Source organism: Streptomyces sp. 2114.4, assembly GCF_900187385.1.
GTDB classification, from domain to species: Bacteria; Actinomycetota; Actinomycetes; order Streptomycetales; family Streptomycetaceae; genus Streptomyces; species Streptomyces mooreae.
Genome location: NZ_FYEY01000001.1, coordinates 3,681,818 through 3,702,543, shown reverse-complemented (window position 1 = coordinate 3,702,543; position 20,726 = coordinate 3,681,818). Strand labels below are relative to the sequence as shown.

The window sequence follows — 20,726 nt, the reverse complement described above, 5'->3', positions numbered from 1 at the left end:
TCTGAGCATGGATCTGGAGCAGCGGCTGGCCGAAGTGGAACGCCGGCTGGCCGCGCTCGAACGGTCCGCCGCCCGCGCTCCGGTCTCCACGCCCGAGCGGGAGCCGGACGAGGAGCTGTGGGCGCTGCGCGGCCTCAAGGAGCAGTGGGCCGAACTCGGCGCCGACAACGGTGGAGTGCTCTTCACCGGGGCCGTACGGACGCCTGCCGGGCTGCGCTACGAGTGGCAGTACGGCCTGGCCACCGATGCCCTGCTGGACGACGACTGGGCGGCCGCCGCCGAGTCGTTCGCCGCACTGGGCCAGCCCCTGCGGCTGCGGCTGCTGCGCGAGATCCTCGGCGGCCGCTGCACCGCCGCCGAGCTCACCGAGCTCGACGGCACGGGCACGACCGGGCAGATCTACCACCACCTGCGGCAGTTGACCGCCGCCGGCTGGCTGCAGACGGCCGCCCGCGGCCGCTACGAGGTTCCGGCCGGCCGCGTCGTGCCGCTGCTGGTGATGCTGACCGCCGCCGGGTGCTGACGCCCGGCCACACCGACCTCACGGGGGAGAACAAATGACGTCCACCACTGTGCGAAAGCTCTCCAGGTACGCCGCACGCGCCTGCCTGCTCGTCTTCCTCGCGATAGTCGTCGCGAGGTTTTTCGTCGACATCCCGTATGGGTGGGGCTGGGTTCCGCTGGGCCTCTGGATGCTGATCGGATTCGGGGTGAACCGCCGGGCGGCCCGCGAGGAGGGGGACACCATGACGGGCCCGGCCCGCGAGCCGGTGGCGGTCGCCGCTCCGGTCACCGGCCGCTGGAAGGCCCTCAACAGCCCCGCCGACAAGGTCCCCAGCCATGGCACACGGGCCTACGGGCAGGCGTACGCGATCGACATCGTGGCGGAACCGGAGCCGGACTCCCGCCCCGGCTTCGGCTGGTGGCCCCTGTTCCGCCGCAACGAGGAGTTCCCGGCCTTCGGGGCGCCCCTGCTCGCCGTCGCCGACGCCACCGTCGTCCGGGCCGAGGACGGCAGTCGCGACCATCTCAGCCGCACGTCCTGGCCCGCGGCCGTCTACCTGCTCGCCCTGGAAGGCCCCGCCCGCACGCTCGGCGGCGCCCGCTGGATGCTCGGCAACCATGTGATCCTCGACCTGGGAGGCGGCGTCCACGCGCTCTACGCCCATGTCCGCCGCGGTTCGCTCACCGTCCGTACGGGCGACCGGGTGCGGGCCGGGGAGACCCTCGGCCAGTGCGGCGACTCCGGCAACAGCAGCGAGCCGCACGTCCACTTCCAGCTCATGGACGCCGCCGACCCGGTCACCGCCCAGGGCATCCCGTTCACCTGGCAGGGCGTCGGCGTCCCACGCAACGGCGAGACCTTCGAGGCCGCCCAGCCGCGGACGACACCGGCGAGCTGACCGCCGGCCGCCCGCTTGCCGGCCGCCCCGGCACCCGTCTCGCGCATTCGGCAGCACCTGTCAGTGCCGCCTCGTAGGCTGACGGACATGTCTCCTGCCGCCCGGAAGCCGCGTCCCCGCCGGTACGACCCGAAGAAGACCCGCAGCGCCGTCACGGCCCAGCTCGCGCACGTCCAGGAGGCCGTACGCGCCCTTGTGCCGGGCCAGTTGGCGCTGCCGACCCGGCTCGGTGACTGGACGGTGCGCGAGCTGGTGGCGCATCTGTCCATGGCCACGGGGAGCGTGGCGCGCAGTCTTGAGAAGCCGGTGCCGGCGCGGGCGGAGGCCACCTTGCTGGAGTGGCCGTCGGCGGCCGCGCCGCGTGCCTTTGATGTCGATGCGCGCACCCGCGCCCTGGCCGACGCGCACGACCCCGTGGAGCTGCTGGAACGCACCGCTGCCGAGTTCGCCGAGGTCGTCGCGCCGGAGCCGGACGACCGGCTGGTGCCGGTCCTGCCCGGCGCGATGCCGTTGGCCGACTTCCTCGTCACCCGCTGTCTCGAACTCGTCGTGCACACCGACGACCTCGCGGCGGCGACCGGCCTGGAGATCCCCTTCGACCGCCAGGCCCTGGCCGCCACCACCCGCCTGCTGGCCGACGTCCTGGCGGACCGGGCCCCCGGCGGTTCGGTGGAACTGCGGATTCCGCCGTTCGCCGTGGTGCAGTGCGTGGCGGGCCCCAAGCACACCCGCGGCACCCCGCCGAATGTCGTCGAGACCGACCCGCTGACCTGGATACGGCTGGCCACCGGCCGTACGTCCTGGGCCGAGGCGCTGGACGCGGCGACGGTCAGCGCCGGCGGCGAGCGGGCCGATATCAGCGGGTATCTGCCCGTGCTGAGCTGACGGCGGCGGTGGGCCCGGCGCCCGCAACGGACGTGGGCCCGGCGCCCGCACCGGACGTGGGCCGGGCCCCGCGCCCCGGCGTGGGCGGCACCCCCGGCGCCCGTACCGATCGCGGCCGCGGGCGGCGTCGCGCATCTCACACGGAGCGGGACGCGCCACCGCACCGCAAGATCCACACGGTCCGCGCCGCGGGCCCCGCATCCGGCGCCGCACCAGGTGAGCCAAGGGATCCGCGGTGCGCCCGGGGCGCTGAGCCGCCCGTCGCGGGGCGTGGGCACGTCACGCCGTGCGGCCCGCATTCATGCACTCATCCAGTTCCGCGGCCCTCCCCGGTTCGGATGAATGCGCGACCTGCCCTAGACTCGGTGCCGTGCCACGTGGTGACGGACGACTCAACCACGACCTGCTCCCCGGCGAGAAGGGCCCCCAGGACGCTTGCGGCGTCTTCGGTGTCTGGGCTCCGGGTGAAGAGGTCGCCAAACTCACCTATTTCGGGCTGTATGCGCTGCAGCACCGTGGACAGGAGTCCGCGGGCATCGCGGTGAGCAACGGCTCCCAGATCCTCGTCTTCAAGGACATGGGCCTGGTCTCCCAGGTCTTCGACGAGACTTCGCTCGGCTCTCTCCAGGGCCATATCGCCGTGGGTCATGCCCGCTACTCCACCACCGGTGCCTCGGTGTGGGAGAACGCCCAGCCGACGTTCCGTGCGACCGCGCACGGCTCGATCGCGCTCGGCCACAACGGCAACCTGGTGAACACCGCCGAGCTGGCGGATCTGGTCGCCGCGCTGCCCCGCGAGGGCGGCCGGGCGACCCAGGTCGCGGCCACCAACGACACCGACCTGGTGACGGCGCTGCTGGCCGGCCAGGTCGACGAGGACGGCAAGCCGCTGACCGTCGAGGAGGCCGCCCCGCGCGTCCTGCCCAAGGTCAAGGGCGCCTTCTCGCTCTGCTTCATGGACGAGCACACGCTCTACGCCGCCCGCGACCCGCAGGGCATCCGCCCGCTGGTCCTCGGCCGCCTGGAGCGCGGCTGGGTGGTCGCCTCCGAGACCGCCGCCCTCGACATCTGCGGCGCCAGCTTCATCCGGGAGATCGAGCCCGGCGAGATGGTCGCCATCGACGAGAACGGTCTGCGCAGCAGCCGCTTCGCCGAGGCCCGCCCCAAGGGCTGCGTCTTCGAGTACGTCTACCTCGCCCGCCCGGACACCGACATCGCCGGCCGCAATGTGTACCTCTCCCGGGTGGAGATGGGCCGCAAGCTGGCCGCCGAGGCGCCGGCCGATGCCGACCTGGTGATAGCGACGCCGGAGTCCGGCACGCCCGCCGCCGTCGGATACGCCGAAGCCAGCGGCATCCCCTACGGCTCCGGCCTGGTCAAGAACTCCTACGTAGGCCGGACCTTCATCCAGCCCTCGCAGACCATCCGCCAGCTCGGTATCCGGCTCAAGCTCAACCCGCTCAAGGAAGTCATCCGCGGCAAGCGCCTGGTGGTCGTCGACGACTCGATCGTCCGCGGCAACACCCAGCGCGCGCTCGTACGGATGCTCCGCGAGGCCGGCGCGGCCGAGGTCCACATCCGGATCTCCTCCCCGCCGATCAAGTGGCCGTGCTTCTTCGGCATCGACTTCGCCACCCGCGCCGAGCTGATCGCCAACGGGCTGTCGGTCGAGGAGATCGGCAAGTCCCTGGGCGCCGACTCCCTCGCGTACATCTCCATCGACGGCATGATCGAGGCGACCACGATCGCCAAGCCGAATCTGTGCCGCGCCTGCTTCGACGGCGAGTACCCGATGGAGCTGCCCGACCCGGGGCTGCTGGGCAAGCACCTCCTGGAATCGGAGACCGCGAGCCGGACGAAGTCCGATGTGGACGGCGTCCAGACGCTCACCGCCGGGGTCGGCGGGGCCGACGCGCTGCGTCGCCCGTAGAGCTCGTTCACACACGACAGGAAAGTGCTCAGCCATGTCCGCTGAATCCTCCGGTGCCAGCTACGCCGCCGCGGGCGTTGACATCGAAGCCGGCGACCGCGCCGTGGACCTGATGAAGGAGTGGGTGAAGAAGGCCACCCGCCCCGAGGTCGTCGGCGGGCTCGGCGGCTTCGCCGGCCTCTTCGACGCCTCCGCCCTCAAGCGGTACGAGCGTCCGCTGCTCGCCTCCGCGACCGACGGCGTCGGCACGAAGGTCGACATCGCCCGCAAGATGGGCGTCTACGACAGCATCGGCCACGACCTCGTCGGCATGGTCGTCGACGACCTGGTCGTCTGCGGCGCCGAGCCGCTGTTCATGACCGACTACATCTGCGTCGGCAAGGTCTACCCCGAGCGGGTCGCCGCGATCGTCAAGGGCATCGCCGAGGGCTGTGTGCTGGCCGGCTGTGCGCTGGTCGGCGGCGAGACCGCGGAACACCCGGGGCTGCTGGGCGCGGACGAGTTCGATGTCGCGGGTGCCGGCACCGGCGTCGTCGAGGCGGACCGGGTGCTGGGCGCGGATCGTATCCGTACGGGCGACGCGGTGATCGCCATGGCGTCCTCCGGGCTTCACTCGAACGGGTACTCGCTGGTCCGCCATGTGCTGTTCGACCGTGCCGGAATGGCCCTGGACCGGGAGGTCCCGGAGTTCGGCCGCACGCTCGGCGAAGAGCTCCTGGAGCCGACCAAGATCTACTCGCTGGACTGCCTGGCGCTGACCCGTACGACCGAGGTGCACGCCTTCTCGCACATCACCGGCGGCGGTCTGGCCAACAACCTCGCCCGGGTGATCCCGGACGGTCTGCACGCCACCGTCGACCGCGCCACCTGGACGCCGGGCCCGGTCTTCGACCTGGTCGGCACGGCCGGCTCGGTCGCCCGCCCGGAGCTGGAGAAGACCCTGAACATGGGCGTCGGCATGATGGCCGTCGTGCCGCAGGGTTCGGTGGAGGCCGCCCTGACCACGCTGGCCGACCGCGGCGTGGACGCCTGGGTCAGCGGCGAGATCACCGACCGCGGTGACCGCGCCGAGGCAGTGACCCTGACCGGTGACTACGCGAGCTGAGCGGACGGGCGCCCGCCTCGGCCCCACCCGGGCCAGGACGGGCGCCCCTCTCTCCGGCGGCCTTCGGTGCGGCCACCGCGCCCACGGCTATCCGGGAAGCGGTCATCCGCGCAGCACAGAACCCGGTCCGGGCGATGCCCAGGACCGGGTCCGTGATGCTGTTATGGGTGCCGCGAGCGCGCAGAGCGTCAAGCGCGACGACGCTGCTGGGACGAGTCGCCCTCGTCCTCTTCTTCGTCGTCGCTGTTGTACAGATCTGCGTACCGTGCGTACGGGTCGTCGTCCTCGTCCTCCTCGAACGGCTCGGCGTTCGGAGGCTGCTGGTTCGACGGTGTTGCACCCAGCTCGTCGGCCAGTCGTGAGAGATCCGTCCCACCGCTGCTGTACTTCAGCTGGCGGGCGACCTTTGTCTGCTTGGCCTTGGCCCGGCCGCGCCCCATGGGTCGACCCCCTCAATGACGGGGCTCGGTGGCCCCAGAGTCTTGACACGCGTTCATGGATCAGAGCGGGCTCTCGACAGAGAGACCGGCCCGTAGGGCTTTAACGGTACCTGCTTCCGCGGCCATACGGTACGTCGCCCGCATCACCCGCCGCTCGGCACGACCGGCAAGGCGCCCCGTCCCCGCTGGTCAACTGCGATTTTAACCTGTCTTGTACGGCGACCCGCCGACGGGTGGTGAGGGATGTCTCCCCCGGCCACCCGCGGCAGGCAGTACAGAGCTGCCTTTCCGGCCCGCAAGGGGGCATTTCCGGCCTGGGTCAGGGGCGCTGCGCCTCCGCCATGCGCTGCTCGGCCAGGCGGTCGGCGGCCGCGGCGGGCGGAATGCCGTCGGCCTTCGCGCGAGCGAATATCGCCAGCGTGGTGTCGAAGATCTTCGCCGCCTTGGTCTTGCAGCGGTCGAAGTCGAAGCCGTGCAGCTCGTCGGCCACCTGGATGACACCGCCGGCGTTCACGACGTAGTCGGGGGCGTAGAGGATGCCGCGGTCGGAGAGGTCCTTCTCGACGCCGGGGTGGGCGAGCTGGTTGTTGGCCGCGCCGCACACCACCTTCGCGGTCAGCACCGGCAGCGAATCGTCACTCAGCGCGCCGCCCAGCGCACACGGGGCATAGACGTCCAGGCCCTCGGTGCGGATCAGGGCCTCGGTGTCCGCCACGGCCGTGACCTGCGGGTACTTGGCGCGCACCCGCGCCACCGAATCGGCGCGGACATCCGTGATCACGACCTCGGCGCCGTCTTCGAGCAGGTGCTCGACGAGGAGGTGGCCGACCTTGCCGACGCCCGCGATGCCCACCGTGCGGCCGCGCAGCGTCGGGTCGCCCCAGGCGTGCTGGGCCGAGGCGCGCATGCCCTGGAAGACGCCGTAGGCGGTCAGGACGGAGGAGTCACCGGCGCCGCCGTTCGCCGGGGAACGGCCGGTGGTCCACTTGTTCGTACGGGAGACGACGTCCATATCGGCCACGTAGGTGCCGACGTCGCAGGCGGTGACGTAGCGGCCGCCGAGGGAGGCCACGAACCGGCCGTAGGCGAGCAGAAGTTCCTCGGTCTTGATCAGGTCGGGGTCACCGATGATCACGGCCTTGCCGCCGCCGTGGTCCAGCCCGGCGAGGGCGTTCTTGTAGGACATGCCGCGCGACAGGTTGAGGGCGTCCAGCACGGCCTCCTCCTCGGAGGCGTAGGCATGGAAGCGGGTGCCACCGAGGGCGGGTCCCAGGGCGGTGCTGTGGATGGCGATCACGGCCTTGAGGCCGCTGGCACGGTCCTGGCAGAGAACGACCTGCTCATGGCCCCCCTGCTCCGATCGGAACAGGGTGTGCAGAACGCCGCCGTCGGTGCCGGCGTGGGCCGGACGTACGTCAGTCACGGTGGTGACTCCCATAAGTCGCGAAGGGTGCCCTCCGACGGGTGGGGAGGGCCGGTTGAAAAGAGCGTAAGACCTGCGGGACCGGTTGATCGGGCGGGTGCCCAGGATCACCCTCTCCCGGGGGACGGGCATGGGACGATCTGGTCGTATCGCAGGCCGGCGGGGACCCTCGGGATCTCCCGGCGGCGACTTCCCCTTTGAAGGAGCGGGCGTGGCCCTGGCGTCGTCGGTGAAAGTCCCGTACATGGCATATCTACGGGTCTACGAGCCGCTGGCTGCGTTCCCCGAGCCGGAGCGCTCCCACTGGGCGCGCTATGCCAAGCGGGAGGACACCCCCACCGCCCAGGACGAGCAGCGCCGGGCGCTGGCCGATCTGCTGGCGACCCCGCCGGTGCCGGTGCCGGTCCACGAGAGCGCGGACGCCTTCATCGCCGTGGTGGACGAGGTGACGTGTGTCTGTCCCTGGCGGACCCGGCTGCGCGGCTGGCAGGCCCTGGAGGCGCTGGACGAGCTGCTGCCGGCGTCGGTGCTGGACGCGGCGCTGCCCCCGGTGGTGCGGCTGCAGGCGGCCGGCGACTACGAGCGGTGGCGGGAGCGCAACCCGGACGCGAGGCCCTGGATCCGCGGCGCTGCCTGGCACGTCCCGGTCCGCTGGTTCGTGCTGTTCGACGACGGCGAGCGGGAGTACACGAAGGGTGACCAGGCGCCCGTGATGCGTTACCGGACGCCCATGGTGGAGGCACGGCGACGGGTCGCCCGGGGGCTGCGCACGCTGCGCGACGCCCTGGAGGAGGGGCCGCTGATCGACGGCCTGGTAGATGTGGGGCGTTGGCTCGAGGAATTCCATCCGCGTTCGCTCGTGGAGCTGGACTACGGCGGACTGGTGCACGCGGTGCCCGAGGAGCAGCTTGCCGAGGACCGTTCCGCCGCCGAGGTGGCGGAGGGACTGGCGGCGCTGCGCGAGGGCGACGGCGAGCGGGCCGGGGTCGCGTACGAGAAACTTTCCCAGCGGTGGCGTGCGGTGCGGGAACGCCAGTTCTCCAGCTGAGCGCCGGTGCGGTGCAATGGTAGGTATGCGGAATCGGTTCCTTCGCTTTCGGTGGCCGGACGGTAAAGGACGTAGGTCCCTATCCGGGCGATTGCCTCAAGCGTGACCTAAAGCACTGACTTCGGGTCTTGCTCTCAAGCCATACCCTCGTGCCAAAATAGGACAAGGAGCCCGACGCGGGCTCCTTCCGTCCAACTAAGGGCGGATAGATCGGTATTGCGCTCCTTGAGGGGTCTCGTGGCGTCTGTTCACGTTGTGACTGATCGTCACGGACGAGTGACTGTCCGCTATGGCACGGTCCATCGGCTTCCGCCGAGGTTGAACACCTGAGAGGGCAATTCCATCGGTTTGGCCGACGTGGCTGGACAGATGGTGTAGTTGTAGTGCCGAGGACAAGCCGTTCGTCCTATAACCGACTCGGCCCGCGTCCGCCATTTCGGGCAACGTGGGTCAAGGTGCAGAATTTAGAGGAAAGAACCGTGATGGTTCGGTTCTCCCGAGGAGGCCGCTCATGACCGCTCGCACCCCTGACGCCGAGCCGCTGCTTACCCCTGCTGAGGTCGCCACGATGTTCCGCGTGGACCCGAAGACGGTGACCCGCTGGGCCAAGGCAGGCAAGCTCACGTCCATCCGCACGCTCGGAGGGCATCGGCGTTACCGCGAGGCTGAGGTCCGCGCACTGCTCGCGGGCATTCCGCAGCAGCGCAGCGAGGCCTGAACAACCGCATAACCAGGTCGTTTTCGGGGCCCCCAACCCGAAAATGCCTGCTTTGCACCCCTAGCTCGACCTGCTTCACCTTGCTTCACACAGCTTCATATGACGCGGCGCCTGCCCCAACAGGCCCCACGCCCGCCGCATCTTGGGTACGTCATCGATCGCGCTGGACTCCGCCGGGTCCAGCGCGATCTTTTTGTGTACGCCCGCTCCAGGGCCCTTCACGGCGGCCGGGTCGGCACGCCGCCGACGCCATCCCGGACGCCGGTCAGGGTGCCTTCACGGGCCTTGTGGGGGCCTCTGTGTACGGACCCGGCGGGCTCGTTACTGAGTCGTTCACAGGCAGTGCAATTGCACATATTAAATTGACCGGTTGTATGGGGGGTTTAAGTTCCGCATCGCGCCAAACTGGTTCGGTGACACCCGTCACACTGCGCGGCGCTTGAAGACGATACGTCCGCTGCGGTAGAGAACTTCTCCCGCCGCGCCCAACAGCCTGTCACCGCGCGTACGAGAGCGCAGGCGGCGTTGGTCATCCGCGCACAGGATTTTCGTCCTCAGCCGCCTGCGGCTCGCAGAGGGCCGGCGGCGGGGCGGGAGCGGCCGCGGGCGCCGGAGCCGCGGAGCGGGCCGTGTGCGGCTCCATGGCGAGCCGCAGCAGCTGGTGGCAGACGGGGCAGTGCCGCATCAGGTGGCGATAGGCCGTGGCCGCCGACAGATGGGCCCGCAACAGTGCTCTGGTCTCGTGCCGTACCGCAGTCGTCATTGCGCATACCTCCCCGGCCCCCGTGCCCTTCCTCAGTGAGTACCGGTGGTACGTGCCGCAGTCAATACGGCGGGCAGCAAACCGGCTACGCACCGCATTCGGCCGGCGGGGGTGGGGGGCGGACGGCGGCGGAGGCGAACGGCGGCGCGGGCCCGCGGTCAGTGGCGCTTGAAGGCCCGATACGGCCCGCAGGGGCGGGTCCTGACGGGGAGTGCGGCGACCGGCCCCCGGCGGCGGCCGTCCACCGGGCGCGGGATCACTCCGACAGCGGAACGGTCCGGACAGCAGAACGGCCCGCATCCGAGAAGGATGCGGGCCGTCATCATGCGGTCCTGACGGGATTTGAACCCGCGGCCTCCACCTTGACAGGGTGGCGAGCACTCCAAACTGCTCCACAGGACCTTGCGTTTCGCTTTCCGCTTGCGGCGGGCTGCGAAACAAGACTGTACAGCAGGTCAGGGGGTGCGGTCGAACTCGCTACCGGCGGCCCTGATTCCCGGGGGAAAGACGCCGCCTACGGCGCGGCGGCGTCCACCGCCTTCACGATCCGCTTGTCGGAGACCGGGTACGCCGTGCCCAGGGCATGGGCGAAGTAGCTCACCCGCAACTCCTCGATCATCCAGCGGATCTCCCGGGCCGCTGCGGGCACCGGGCGGCCCTGCGGGAACTGCTCCAGCAGCCAGGCGTATTCGTCCTGCATCTCCTTCACCTTCGCCATCCGGGTGCGGTCCCGCTCGGCGTGGGTGGGCAGCTGCTGCAGCCGGCGGTCGGCGGCCACCAGGTAACGCATCAGGTCCGGCAGCCGTTTGGCGCCGTGCGCCGTGACGAAGCCCGGCTTGATCAGCGCCGCCAGCTGCTCCTTGACGTCCGTGAGCGACGGGAGCAGGGAGGGGAACGAGGTCTCCTTCAGCCGGCGCTCGCACGCCTGCCAGGCGGCCAGCACCTCCTGGACCTGCTGGATGGTCTTGAGGGTGATGTCCACCAGGTCGGCGCGGACGGCGTCGAAGAGCTTGCGGAAGGACTCCTCGTCCCACGCGGGGCCGCCCCGGGCCGCGATCAGCCGGTCGGCCGCGGCGGTGACACAGTCGTCGAAGAGTGCCCCGATCGAGCCGTGCGGATTACGGGACAGCGCCAGCTTCTGCTGATTGCTCAGCTTGTCCTGGGCGAACTTGGCGGGGTTGGTGGGAATGTTGAGCAGGATGAGGCGGCGGGTGCCCGCCCACATCGCCGTGAGCTGTTCGGCCTCGGTGTCGAAGAGGCGGACCGCGACGCTGCTGCCCTCGTCGACCAGCGCCGGATAGGCCTTCAGCGGCTGGCCCCCGCGCCGGGTCTCGAAGGTGCGCGGCAGGGTGCCGATCGTCCAGGACGTCAGGCCGGTCCGCTGCTCCGGGCCGGCCGGCGTCCGCCCGTCGCCCGTGCCGCCCTTGCGGTCCCCGGCGGGGCGCTCGGCGGCCTGCTCGAAGGCCTTGGAGATGGCCGCCCTGGTCTTCGGCTTGAGCTTCAGCCGCAGCGCCTCCAGGTCCTTGTCCTCGGCGAGCTTGCGGCGGCGCTCGTCCACCACCCGGAAGGTGATCTTGAGATGGTCGGGGATCTTGTCCGGGGCGAAGTCCGCGGCGTCAACGGGCACGCCCACCATCCGCTGCAGCCCCGCGGCCAGCGAGGTCACGAGGGCGCCCTGCAGGGGAACCGTGGAGTCCAGGAAGCGGGCCGCGAAGTTCGGCGCCGGGACGTAGTTACGGCGGATCGGCTTGGGGAGTGACCGGATCAGCTCGGTCACCAACTGCTCGCGCAGGCCGGGGATCTGCCAGTCGAAGCCCTCGGAGGAGACCTGGTTGAGGACCTGGAGCGGGATGTGGACGGTCACGCCGTCCGCGTCCGCGCCCGGCTCGAACTGGTAGGTGACCTTGAGCTTCAGCTTTCCCTGCCGCCAGGAATCCGGGTAGTCGTCCTTGGTGACGGCCTCGGCGGACTCATTGATGAGCATCGAGTGCTCGAAGTTCAGCAGCTCCGGCTCTTCGCGGTGCTGCTTCTTCCACCAGGCGTCGAAATGCGCGCCGGAGACCACATCGGCCGGAATGCGCTGGTCGTAGAAGTCGAAGAGGGTTTCGTCGTCCACGAGGATGTCGCGGCGCCGGGCCCGGTGCTCCAACTCCTCGACCTCGCCGAGAAGTTTGCGGTTGTCATGGAAGAACTGGTGGTGGGTGCGCCAGTCGCCCTCGACCAGGGCGTTGCGGATGAACAGGTCCCGCGAGGTCTCCGGGTCGATCCGGCCGTAGGCGATCTTGCGCTGGGCGACGATCGGGACGCCGTAGAGCGTCACCCGCTCGTAGGCCATCACCGCGGCCATCTTCTGTTCCCAGTGCGGCTCGCTGTACGTCCGCTTCACCAGATGCTGGGCGAGCGGTTCGATCCACTCCGGCTCGATCTTCGCATTCACCCGCGCCCACAGGCGGGACGTCTCGACCAGCTCGGCCGACATCACCCAGCGCGGTGGCTTCTTGAAGAGCGCGGAACCGGGGAACACCGCGAACTTGGCGCTGCGGGCGCCCAGATACTCGTTCTTGCCGGCCCCTTCTTTCCCGCCCTCCAGCCCTGCGTTCTTGAGGCCGATGTGCGAGAGCAAACCGGAGAGCAACGAGGTGTGGATATGGTCCGGCGCGGCATCCTCCTCGCTGAGGTGGATGCCCATGGTCTTGGCGACCGAACGCAGCTGGGAGTAGATGTCCTGCCACTCGCGTATCCGCAGGTAGTTCAGGAACTCGCTGCGGCACATCCGGCGGAAGGCCGAGGAGGACAGCTCCTTCTGCTGCTCGCGGACGTAGCGCCACAGGTTGAGGAAGGCGAGGAAGTCGGAGGTCTCGTCCTTGAAGCGGGCGTGCTGCTGGTCGGCCTGCTGCTGTTTGTCGGCGGGCCGCTCGCGCGGGTCCTGGATGGACAGCGCCGCCGCGATGACCATGACCTCGCGGACACAGCCGTTGCGGTCCGCCTCCAGCACCATCCGCGCCAGCCGCGGGTCGACCGGCAGCTGGGAGAGTTTGCGGCCGAGCGGGGTCAGCCGCTGCCCCTTCTCCCCCGGCTTGGCGGGCTTCTGCTGGGTGTCGAGCGCCCCGAGCTCGCGCAGCAGATCGACGCCGTCCTTGATGTTGCGGCGGTCCGGCGGGTCGATGAACGGGAACTTCTCGATGTCGCCGAGGCCGGCCGCGGTCATCTGCAGGATGACGGAGGCGAGGTTCGTCCGGAGGATCTCGGCGTCGGTGAACTCGGGACGGGAGAGGAAGTCGTCCTCGGAGTAGAGGCGGATGCAGATGCCGTCGCTGGTACGGCCGCAGCGGCCCTTGCGCTGATTGGCGCTGGCCTGCGAGACCGGCTCGATGGGCAGCCGCTGGACCTTGGTGCGGTAGCTGTAGCGCGAGATACGGGCCATGCCCGGGTCGATGACGTACCGGATGCCCGGGACGGTCAGCGAGGTCTCGGCGACGTTCGTGGCCAGCACGATCCGTCTGCCCGTGTGCCGCTGGAAGACGCGGTGCTGCTCGGCGTGCGACAGCCGCGCGTAGAGGGGGAGCACCTCGGTGGACGGCAGGGCCTTCTTGTTGAGCGCGTCCGCGGTGTCGCGGATCTCCCGTTCACCGGAGAGGAAGACCAGGATGTCGCCGGGGCCCTCGGCCTGCAGCTCGTCCACGGCGTCGCAGATCGCGGTGATCTGGTCGCGGTCGGCCTCCTGGCCGCCCTCTTCCAGCAGCGGGCGGTAACGCACCTCCACCGGGTACGTACGGCCGGAAACCTCGACGATGGGGGCGCTCGGCTTCGGCTCGTCGCTCCCGGAGATGCCGGTGCGGTCCGGCGCCGCCCCTACGGTCGCGAAACTGCCGAAGTGCCGCGCGAACCGTTCCGGGTCGATGGTCGCGGACGTGATCACGACCTTCAGGTCCGGGCGGCGGGGCAGCAGCTGCGCCAGGTAGCCGAGGATGAAGTCGATGTTGAGGCTGCGTTCGTGTGCCTCGTCGATGATGATCGTGTCGTACTGGCGCAGCTCGCGGTCCGTCTGGATCTCGGCGAGCAGGATGCCGTCCGTCATCAGCTTGACGAGGGTGTCGCCGCCGACCTGGTCGGTGAAGCGGACCTTCCAGCCGACCGCCTCGCCCAGCGGGGTCTTCAGCTCCTCGGCCACCCGCTCGGCGACCGTGCGGGCCGCGATCCGGCGGGGCTGAGTGTGCCCGATCAGGCCCCGGATGCCGCGGCCGAGCTCCAGGCAGATCTTGGGGATCTGGGTCGTCTTGCCGGAGCCGGTCTCACCGGCGACGATCACGACCTGGTGGTCGCGGATCGCGGCGAGGATCTCGTCCTTCTTCTGGCTGACCGGCAGCTCTTCCGGATAGGTGATCTGGGGCACCGCGGCCTGCCGCTGGGCGACCCGCAGCTCCGCCTCGTCGAGGCCGGCGGAGATCTCGGCGAGCACGGCGGCCCGGGCCTCGGGCTTACGGATCCGGCGCGCGCCGTCGAGCCGACGCCCCAGCCGCTGCTGGTCGCGCAGCATCAGCTCGGGCAGCCGCTCCAGCAGAGCGGACAGGGTGGGAGCGGGGGTGCCGGGCGGGGTGGAGACAGCGCCGTCGGGCAGGGCGGAGGCAGGCTGACTGGACATACGTCCCCCAGGATCTCACCTCACGTAATCGACTGGCGAACCATTTGCCCGTACGGCCGGATCACGGGCCTCCGGGCCGCCGATACGGGTCATCTGCCCGGGTATGCCCCGTGTCGTTGCTTTAGCGTGTCCCCATGGCTGATCATCGTGGCGCTTCCGGCCCGCCCGGCGGACCCGCTCCGCACGGCGTGCACGGCAGGTCGCGGACCGGCGCTCAGAGGTGGGCGGCCGTCGCGTGGGCGGCCTTCAAGAAGTCGCCCTACCTCCCCGCGGTCGTGCTGATCTTCATCGTTGCCGCGGCGGCCGGTCTGTTCGCCGGCTCGTACACGTACGCCATGGCCAATCCGACGCCCCGGTCCGTCCCGACCGCCGTGGTCGGCTCTCCCGACACCCCGCCGGTGAAGGCCTTCACCCAGGGGATGGAGAAGGCGCTGAACGCTTCGCTCCGGCTGACCGGGTACCGCACCTACGGCCAGGCCCGGCGGGCCGTCGACGAGCAGCAGGAGTTCGCGATCCTGCGCGCCCGTGGCAGGGGCGTGGAGCTGGACGTCTCCGGCGCCTCGGGGGCCACGGTGGCGCAGCTGCTGGCCCAGTCGGGCGCGAAGGTCGGCAAGGCGATCGGCGTGGACGTCCGGATCCGGGACATCAAACCGCTGCAGAAGGGCGATCCCCGCGGTCTGGCGCTGTTCTACGTCTCGCTGGCCGCGGTGATCATCGGCTTCGTCGGCGCGATCCAGCTCAGCGTGCACGCCCGCGGCCTGGATCCGGCCGAGCGGATCGCCTGCACCGCGGTCTATGCGCTGCTGGGGGGCTTCTGCATCGCGGCGGTGGTCGACTGGTGGCTGGGCGCGCTGCGGCTGCCGTTCGTGGAGTCCTGGCTGATCCTGGCGCTGACGATGTTCACGTCCGGCATGGTCTTCACGATGTTCAACGCCCTCATGGGGCGCTGGGCGATGATCCCCACCTGGGGACTGATGGTGCTGCTGGGCAACCCTTCCTCGGGCGGCGCGGTCTCCTGGCCGCTGCTCCCCTCCGCCCTCGGCCTCATCGGCCGCTGGCTGCCGCCGGGCGGCTCGGTCAACGCCCAGCACACCGCCGTCTACTTCGGCGGCCACCAGCACGCCTTCCCCTTCCTGGTGCTGGCCGGCTGGTCGGTGCTCTCGTGCACGGTCTTCTGGATCTGGCGGCACCGCCACCCGGGTGGCCGCGAGGAGGCGGTGGCGCCCGCCGCGGACGGGTGAGGCGGCAGGGGCGGTGGGCGGAAAAAGGGATTACGCGGCCTTCGCGCATCGGTGACGATGACGGCATGGACAAGGGATGACGACGGACGGCGGGTATCGCCGTGATGGCCGCCGGTTTCGGAATTGCCGCCTGGCTGGTCTTCGGCGCGCCGCCGGCCGCGGAGGACGGCTGGTGGCGGCTGGTGCGGATGGCAGTGGGCCTGACGGCGATGGGGGTGGTCAGCGGCGGCGCCCGGCTGTTTTTCTGTCAGCCGGAGAGTGAGCGCGACGGGGCCCTCGGGGAAACGGTCGCCGACCGGGACAGCGGTCACCGACCGGACGTGAAAGCGGTCACCGACCGGGCGTAAGCCCGTCATCGACATCGCCCGGACCCGACAACGACCGCACACGAAAAAGGCCCCGATTCGAGGAATCGGGGCCTTCTCCCAATGGGTGTGGCTGGGGCCGGGGTCGAACCGGCGACCTATCGCTTTTCAGGCGATCGCTCGTACCAACTGAGCTACCCAGCCGCAGCGGTCCTGACGGGATTTGAACCCGCGGCCTCCACCTTGACAGGGTGGCGAGCACTCCAAACTGCTCCACAGGACCTTGCATTGTGCGAAAGCGGCGTGAACCAGTCTCGCACACGGTGATGCGTGCCCCCAACGGGATTCGAACCCGTGCTACCGCCTTGAAAGGGCGGCGTCCTGGGCCACTAGACGATGAGGGCTGGTGGCCACCTTGGCGTCGTTACCGGCGCCGTCGGGGACGTGAGAAGCATATGGGATGGGAGGACCGTTCGCCAAAACGGTTTACCGGGGGCCGCCGGAAGGGCTCCTGGCCGGGCGCGGAAGCGGGTCGGACGGTGGGCCGGACGAGTGAGGGGAGCCGGACGGCGAGGGCGTGGCGCCGGGTTGGTTCTCGCGGGGGAGGTGGCGGCTGACCTCGGCCCGCGACAGGCCCAGTCCGCCGAGGGTGATCTCGTCCCAGGCCTGCAGCCGTTTCGTCGTCCGGTCCAGATAGAGCACCGACGCCTCGACCGGCGCGGGCTTCTTGTTCTGCACCGCGCGCAGCCCGCCGCCGCCCGTGGAGCCCTCGACCATCAGCCGGGTGCCCTGGGGGAGCGTGGTGATCTCGCGGTGGTGAAGGTGGCCGGCCAGCGCCAGCGGGGCCAGGCCGTCCGCCTCGGTCACGGCGGTGGGGTTGTGGGCCAGTGCGATGTCGACGGGGGTGCCGGCCAGCCGCTGGGTGCGCAGCGAGTCGGCGAGCCGGCCGCCGGCGGTGCGCTCGGCGGGCTCGCCGGCCGCCACCACGGAGCGGTCCGGGGTGAACTGTGGGTCGCCGACGCCCGCGAGGCGCAGGCCGGCGACCCGGGCGACCTTGCCGTGGTCCAGGACGGTGACGCGGGGGCGGCCGGTCAGGTACTTCTGCGTGCCGCGCGAGTCGTGGTTGCCGCGCACCCAGACGTACGGGGCGCCGAGGGTGGAGACCGGGTCCAGGAAGTGGTTCTCGGCGGCCGAGCCGTGGTCCATGGTGTCGCCGGTGTCGATGATCACGCTGATCCGGTACTGCTTCACCAGGGAGGCGATGATCCGCCAGCCGGCGGGGTTGAGGTGGATGTCGGAGACGTGCAGCACCCGGATGGTGGTGGGTTCCGGCTGGTAGACCGGCAGCGTCGAGGTGGCGTCGTAGAGCTTGGTCACATTGGTCACCAGGCGCGCCAACTCCTTCTGGTAGACGTTGAATTCGCTGACGATGTTGCGGGCGTTGCCGACCACGGACGGGGCCGAGGAGAGCAGCCCGGAGAACTTCGGCTCCAGTACGGACTTCGGGTTCCAGGTGGCGTACGCGGTGCCGGCACAGGCGGCGAGCAGGGCGAGCGCCAGCCCGCCGGCGGCCAGCGCGCGGCGCGGGCGGCGGTGGACGGCCAGGCTCAGCGCGGTCGCGCCGGACGCCACGGCGACAGCGGAGTGCAGCGCCAGCCCCAGGGCGCCGCGGGTGACGTCACGGGTGACCTCGTCCTGCAGGCCGGCGAACCGCTCGGGGTGGTCGACCAGCGCCCGGGAGCGGGCCGGGTCCAGCCGGTCGACATCGACATCGAGCGCTACGGGTGCGTAGTGGCTGCTCAGTTCCAGGTCGCCGAGGGGCGGGACGTTGATCCGGGTGCCGCCGGTCAGCGAGGGGCGCAGCGCCATGCTGGTGTCCATCGGGCCGACGGGGGCGTGGACGCCGCCGATCAGGACCAGCCCCAGCCAGGCACCGAGGACGGCCACGGATATCAGGCCGAGGGCGGAGCGCAGGGGGCGGCGCGGGGCGGCGCCGAGCGGGGTGGCGGATGCCGGGTGGGCTAAGGAGCGCGACCAGTCCAGGACGGGAGCGCCCGGGGCCGTACGGCGGGAGCGGTAGGCGCGGCGGACGGCTGTGGGCAGTGCGGGTACGCCGTGGAGCCAGGTGAACAGCAGCCGGTGCGGCGGGGTGCGCGGGGAGTCGGGGTGCGGTGTCCGGGAGCGCGCGGCGCGGGCCATTGGTCCCGTATGCCCGGCCGGTGGCACCGCCATGCGGGGAGCGGCCGCTTCCGGTTGGGGTGCGGAGTGGCGGGCGGGACGCGACGATCGGTGGTGGGTCCGGGTGGCGGAGAATGGTGGTGTGCTGGAAATGACGCGCGAGGAGTTCGAGGAACTGGTCGCCGAGGCGCTGGACCGGATTCCGCCGGAGCTGACCCGGCTGATGGACAACGTGGCGGTCTTCGTCGAGGACGAGCCCCCGGCCGGCGATCCCGAGTTGCTCGGGCTGTACGAGGGGACGCCGCTGACCGACCGCGGGGAGTGGTACGCGGGTGTGCTGCCGGACCGGATCACCGTCTACCGGGGGCCGACGCTGCGGATGTGCGACACGCGCGAGGACGTGGTCGCGGAGACCGAAGTGACGGTCGTTCACGAGATCGCGCACCACTTCGGGATCGACGACGAGCGGCTGCACGCGCTCGGCTACGGCTAGGGCGTGTCGTTTGGATCATGGCGGGCTCGCGGGGTCTGGCACGCACGCTCGCCGCGTTGTCGTCAGTCGCCGACGCTCCGCGTCGACTCCCTCCTCCGCCTTGCGATCGCACGCACCAGACCCCGCTCCCTGATCCGCCCTGATCCAAACGACACGCCCTAGAAGTCTCATGAAGATCTTGGGTTCTGGCCCTGCCGCGTGAGCGGTAGGGCCAGACTTGTCATGTGGCGATGGGTGAATGGGTCGGCGAGATGGTCGGGCCGGACGTGTGGGAGACGTGCGGGGATCTGATCCCGGCCGGGAGTGTGTTCGCGTTCCTGGCCGAGCATCGTGGCGAGCTGTTCCCGGCTGAGATGTTCGCGGACATGTATCCGTCGGCGAACGGACGGCCGAGCATGCCGCCGCAGATCCTGGCCGCCACGATCATGCTGCAGGCCCTGCACGGGCTGTCGGACTTCGAGACGGTCCAGGAACTGCGGTGCGACCTGCGGTGGAAGGCCGCATGTGGACTGGGCCTTCACGACATGGCGTTCGATCCGTCGCTGCTGGCCTACTTCCGCCGCCGGCTGGCCCGTTCCGCCCGCCCCAACCGCGTCTTCGAGGCCGTACGCGAAGTCGTGAAGGCCACCGGCGTACTGAAAGGCAAGCACCGCCGGGCTTTGGACTCCACCGTGCTGGACGACGCGGTCGCCACCCAGGACACCGTCACCCAGATCATCGCCGCCGTCCGGGCGGTGATCCGTGAAGTCCCCGGCGCCGACACGGTCGCCGCTGCCCAGTGCACCGCACATGACTACACCGACCCGGGCAAGCCCCGCATCGCCTGGAACGACGAGCAGGCCCGCACCGAACTGGTCGACGCGCTGGTCACCGATGCTCTGCGGCTGCTGGGCCACCTGCCCGACCAGCAACTCGGAGAGAAAGCCGCCAACGCGGTGGGCATCCTGGCCCTGGTCGCCGGGCAGGACGTCGAGCCCGCTGAGAACTCCGACGGCCGTGACGGACGCTGGCGCATCACCCAGGGCACCGCCCATGAGCGGATCGTGTCCACCGTCGATCCCGAAGCACGCCACGTGCACAAGACCCGCTCCCACCAGCAGGACGGCTTCAAGGCCCACCTGGCCATCGAGCCCGAGACCGGGTTGTACACGGCCGTCGCCCTGCGGCCCGGCGCCGGGCCCGAGCACCACGAGGCCGCCGTCGGCCTGGATCTGCTCGCCGACGAGGACACGCCGGTGGACGTCTTCGGTGACACCGCCTATTCCACCGGCGACGCCCGCCAGGCCCTGCACCAGGCCGGGCACCGGCTGTTCCTCAAGCCCGCACCGCTGCGGCCGGCCGTCCCCGGCGGCTTCACCCTCGACGACTTCACCATCGACACCACCACCGCCGTCGTGACCTGCCCGGCCGGACACACCGTGGCCCTGTCCGGCCCCGGCGGGCAGCACCACCAGCGCAAAGCCTCCTTCAGGGATTTATGCACCGGATGCCACCTGCGCGAGCGGTGCACCAAAGCCAGGGCCGGACGCATCCTGACCATCCGACCCGGCCACAACCTCCAAGCGGCCGCCCGCCACCAGACCGCCACCGACCCCGGCTGGCAGGCCGACTACCGCCGCTGGCGGCCCCCCGTCGAACGCGCCGTCGCCTGGCTCGTCCAGCACGGCAACCGAAAACTCCGCTACCGCGGCACCATCAAGAACGACACATGGCTCCACACCCGGGCCGCCGCCCTCAACCTCCGCCGACTGATCAACCTCGGACTCACCCACACCCGAGGCACCTGGCACCTCGCCCCGGCCGGTGCATGACCGAAGGGGCTGTCCGGCCTGACGGCCGGACAGCCCCTCACCAAGATCTTCATCGACCTTCTAGGCGGAGACACCCCCTGGTACGGCCGGGGAGGCCCCCGGCTCGGCCCGGTCCGCGGTGCTCGGCGCGATCCGCCGGGCCCGGTGCGTGTCCTCGGGTGGGGAGCGGGAGTTGGGCAGGGAGTCCGTACCGCTGTCCCTGCGCTCCGGATCCGGAGGTCCCGCCGTGCGCCCGAGCCCCTGTCATTCGCCCCTGACGTCGACACCGTCCCCGTCGCCGTCCGTCACCCCTGCCGCCTCGCCGCGCCCGCCGGCGCGCCGCAGGCACTCCCGGGCCGTTG

The 20,726-nt window shown here is 70.7% G+C and carries 16 protein-coding genes and 4 tRNA genes; 11 read left to right on the top strand and 9 right to left on the bottom strand.

Features of this window, described 5'->3' with window-relative positions; genetic code table 11:
* The first annotated feature begins 7 nt into the window (after positions 1–7).
* The 5 genes from CFW40_RS16155 to purM all read left to right on the top strand — a co-directional run bounded on the left by CFW40_RS16155 (position 8) and on the right by purM (position 5,323).
* A complete protein-coding gene (locus CFW40_RS16155) occupies positions 8–523 on the top strand; it encodes a helix-turn-helix domain-containing protein (RefSeq protein WP_088798561.1) in 516 nt (171 codons plus the stop codon).
* 34 nt (positions 524–557) lie between these two features.
* Entirely contained in the window at positions 558–1,403 is an 846-nt protein-coding gene (locus CFW40_RS16150; protein ID WP_088798560.1) for a M23 family metallopeptidase, read from the top strand.
* 87 nt (positions 1,404–1,490) lie between these two features.
* Positions 1,491–2,288 (top strand): maleylpyruvate isomerase family mycothiol-dependent enzyme, encoded by a 798-nt coding sequence (locus CFW40_RS16145; protein WP_088798559.1) that lies wholly within the window; start codon positions 1,491–1,493, stop codon positions 2,286–2,288.
* A 370-nt stretch (positions 2,289–2,658) separates the two neighbouring features.
* Positions 2,659–4,218 (top strand): amidophosphoribosyltransferase, encoded by a 1,560-nt coding sequence (gene purF, locus CFW40_RS16140; RefSeq protein ID WP_088798558.1) that lies wholly within the window; start codon positions 2,659–2,661, stop codon positions 4,216–4,218.
* A 34-nt stretch (positions 4,219–4,252) separates the two neighbouring features.
* Positions 4,253–5,323, top strand: coding sequence for a phosphoribosylformylglycinamidine cyclo-ligase (purM, locus tag CFW40_RS16135; protein ID WP_088798557.1), 1,071 nt, complete (start codon positions 4,253–4,255; stop codon positions 5,321–5,323).
* A 188-nt stretch (positions 5,324–5,511) separates the two neighbouring features.
* On the opposite strand, the gene CFW40_RS16130 is transcribed toward purM, so the two are convergent.
* Both CFW40_RS16130 and CFW40_RS16125 read right to left on the bottom strand, forming a co-directional pair.
* The gene (locus CFW40_RS16130) at positions 5,512–5,763 is read right to left on the bottom strand and encodes a DUF3073 domain-containing protein (protein ID WP_088798556.1); all 252 of its coding nucleotides are present in this window, start codon (positions 5,761–5,763) and stop codon (positions 5,512–5,514) included.
* Positions 5,764–6,082: 319 nt separating this feature from the next.
* Entirely contained in the window at positions 6,083–7,201 is a 1,119-nt protein-coding gene (locus tag CFW40_RS16125) for a Glu/Leu/Phe/Val dehydrogenase dimerization domain-containing protein (protein ID WP_088798555.1), read from the bottom strand.
* A 196-nt stretch (positions 7,202–7,397) separates the two neighbouring features.
* On the opposite strand from CFW40_RS16125, the gene CFW40_RS16120 reads away from it, so the two are divergent.
* Positions 7,398–8,234 carry a hypothetical protein gene (locus CFW40_RS16120; RefSeq protein ID WP_088798554.1) on the top strand — a complete coding sequence of 279 codons (837 nt, stop codon included), beginning with the start codon at positions 7,398–7,400 and terminating at the stop codon, positions 8,232–8,234.
* A 511-nt stretch (positions 8,235–8,745) separates the two neighbouring features.
* Positions 8,746–8,952, top strand: a complete 207-nt coding sequence (gene bldC / locus CFW40_RS16115; protein WP_003949541.1) for a developmental transcriptional regulator BldC — start codon at positions 8,746–8,748, stop codon at positions 8,950–8,952.
* A 529-nt stretch (positions 8,953–9,481) separates the two neighbouring features.
* Here bldC and CFW40_RS16110 read toward each other — a convergent pair.
* From CFW40_RS16110 to hrpA, 3 genes are all read right to left on the bottom strand, one after another.
* Positions 9,482–9,715 carry a DUF6274 family protein gene (locus CFW40_RS16110; protein ID WP_088798553.1) on the bottom strand — a complete coding sequence of 78 codons (234 nt, stop codon included), beginning with the start codon at positions 9,713–9,715 and terminating at the stop codon, positions 9,482–9,484.
* Between the two features lie 327 nt (positions 9,716–10,042).
* Positions 10,043–10,117 (bottom strand) — tRNA-Asp (locus tag CFW40_RS16105).
* Positions 10,118–10,229: 112 nt separating this feature from the next.
* Positions 10,230–14,357, bottom strand: coding sequence for an ATP-dependent RNA helicase HrpA (gene hrpA / locus CFW40_RS16100; protein ID WP_088798552.1), 4,128 nt, complete (start codon positions 14,355–14,357; stop codon positions 10,230–10,232).
* Between the two features lie 134 nt (positions 14,358–14,491).
* Between hrpA and CFW40_RS16095 the strand changes: the two genes are divergently transcribed.
* Positions 14,492–15,598, top strand: coding sequence for a hypothetical protein (locus tag CFW40_RS16095; protein WP_088798551.1), 1,107 nt, complete (start codon positions 14,492–14,494; stop codon positions 15,596–15,598).
* Between the two features lie 104 nt (positions 15,599–15,702).
* Entirely contained in the window at positions 15,703–15,945 is a 243-nt protein-coding gene (locus CFW40_RS16090; RefSeq protein ID WP_088798550.1) for a hypothetical protein, read from the top strand.
* A gap of 88 nt (positions 15,946–16,033) precedes the next feature.
* On the opposite strand, the gene CFW40_RS16085 is transcribed toward CFW40_RS16090, so the two are convergent.
* The 4 genes from CFW40_RS16085 to CFW40_RS16070 form a co-directional block, all read right to left on the bottom strand.
* Positions 16,034–16,107: transfer RNA gene (locus tag CFW40_RS16085), tRNA-Phe, on the bottom strand.
* 4 nt (positions 16,108–16,111) lie between these two features.
* Positions 16,112–16,186: transfer RNA gene (locus tag CFW40_RS16080), tRNA-Asp, on the bottom strand.
* Between the two features lie 48 nt (positions 16,187–16,234).
* Positions 16,235–16,307: transfer RNA gene (locus CFW40_RS16075), tRNA-Glu, on the bottom strand.
* 82 nt (positions 16,308–16,389) lie between these two features.
* Positions 16,390–18,102, bottom strand: a complete 1,713-nt coding sequence (locus tag CFW40_RS16070; RefSeq protein ID WP_176956492.1) for a metallophosphoesterase — start codon at positions 18,100–18,102, stop codon at positions 16,390–16,392.
* A gap of 121 nt (positions 18,103–18,223) precedes the next feature.
* On the opposite strand from CFW40_RS16070, the gene CFW40_RS16065 reads away from it, so the two are divergent.
* Positions 18,224–18,574, top strand: a complete 351-nt coding sequence (locus CFW40_RS16065; protein ID WP_088798549.1) for a metallopeptidase family protein — start codon at positions 18,224–18,226, stop codon at positions 18,572–18,574.
* Positions 18,575–18,804: 230 nt separating this feature from the next.
* Positions 18,805–20,385 carry an IS1182 family transposase gene (locus tag CFW40_RS16060; protein ID WP_088798548.1) on the top strand — a complete coding sequence of 527 codons (1,581 nt, stop codon included), beginning with the start codon at positions 18,805–18,807 and terminating at the stop codon, positions 20,383–20,385.
* The last annotated feature ends 341 nt before the right edge of the window (positions 20,386–20,726 follow it).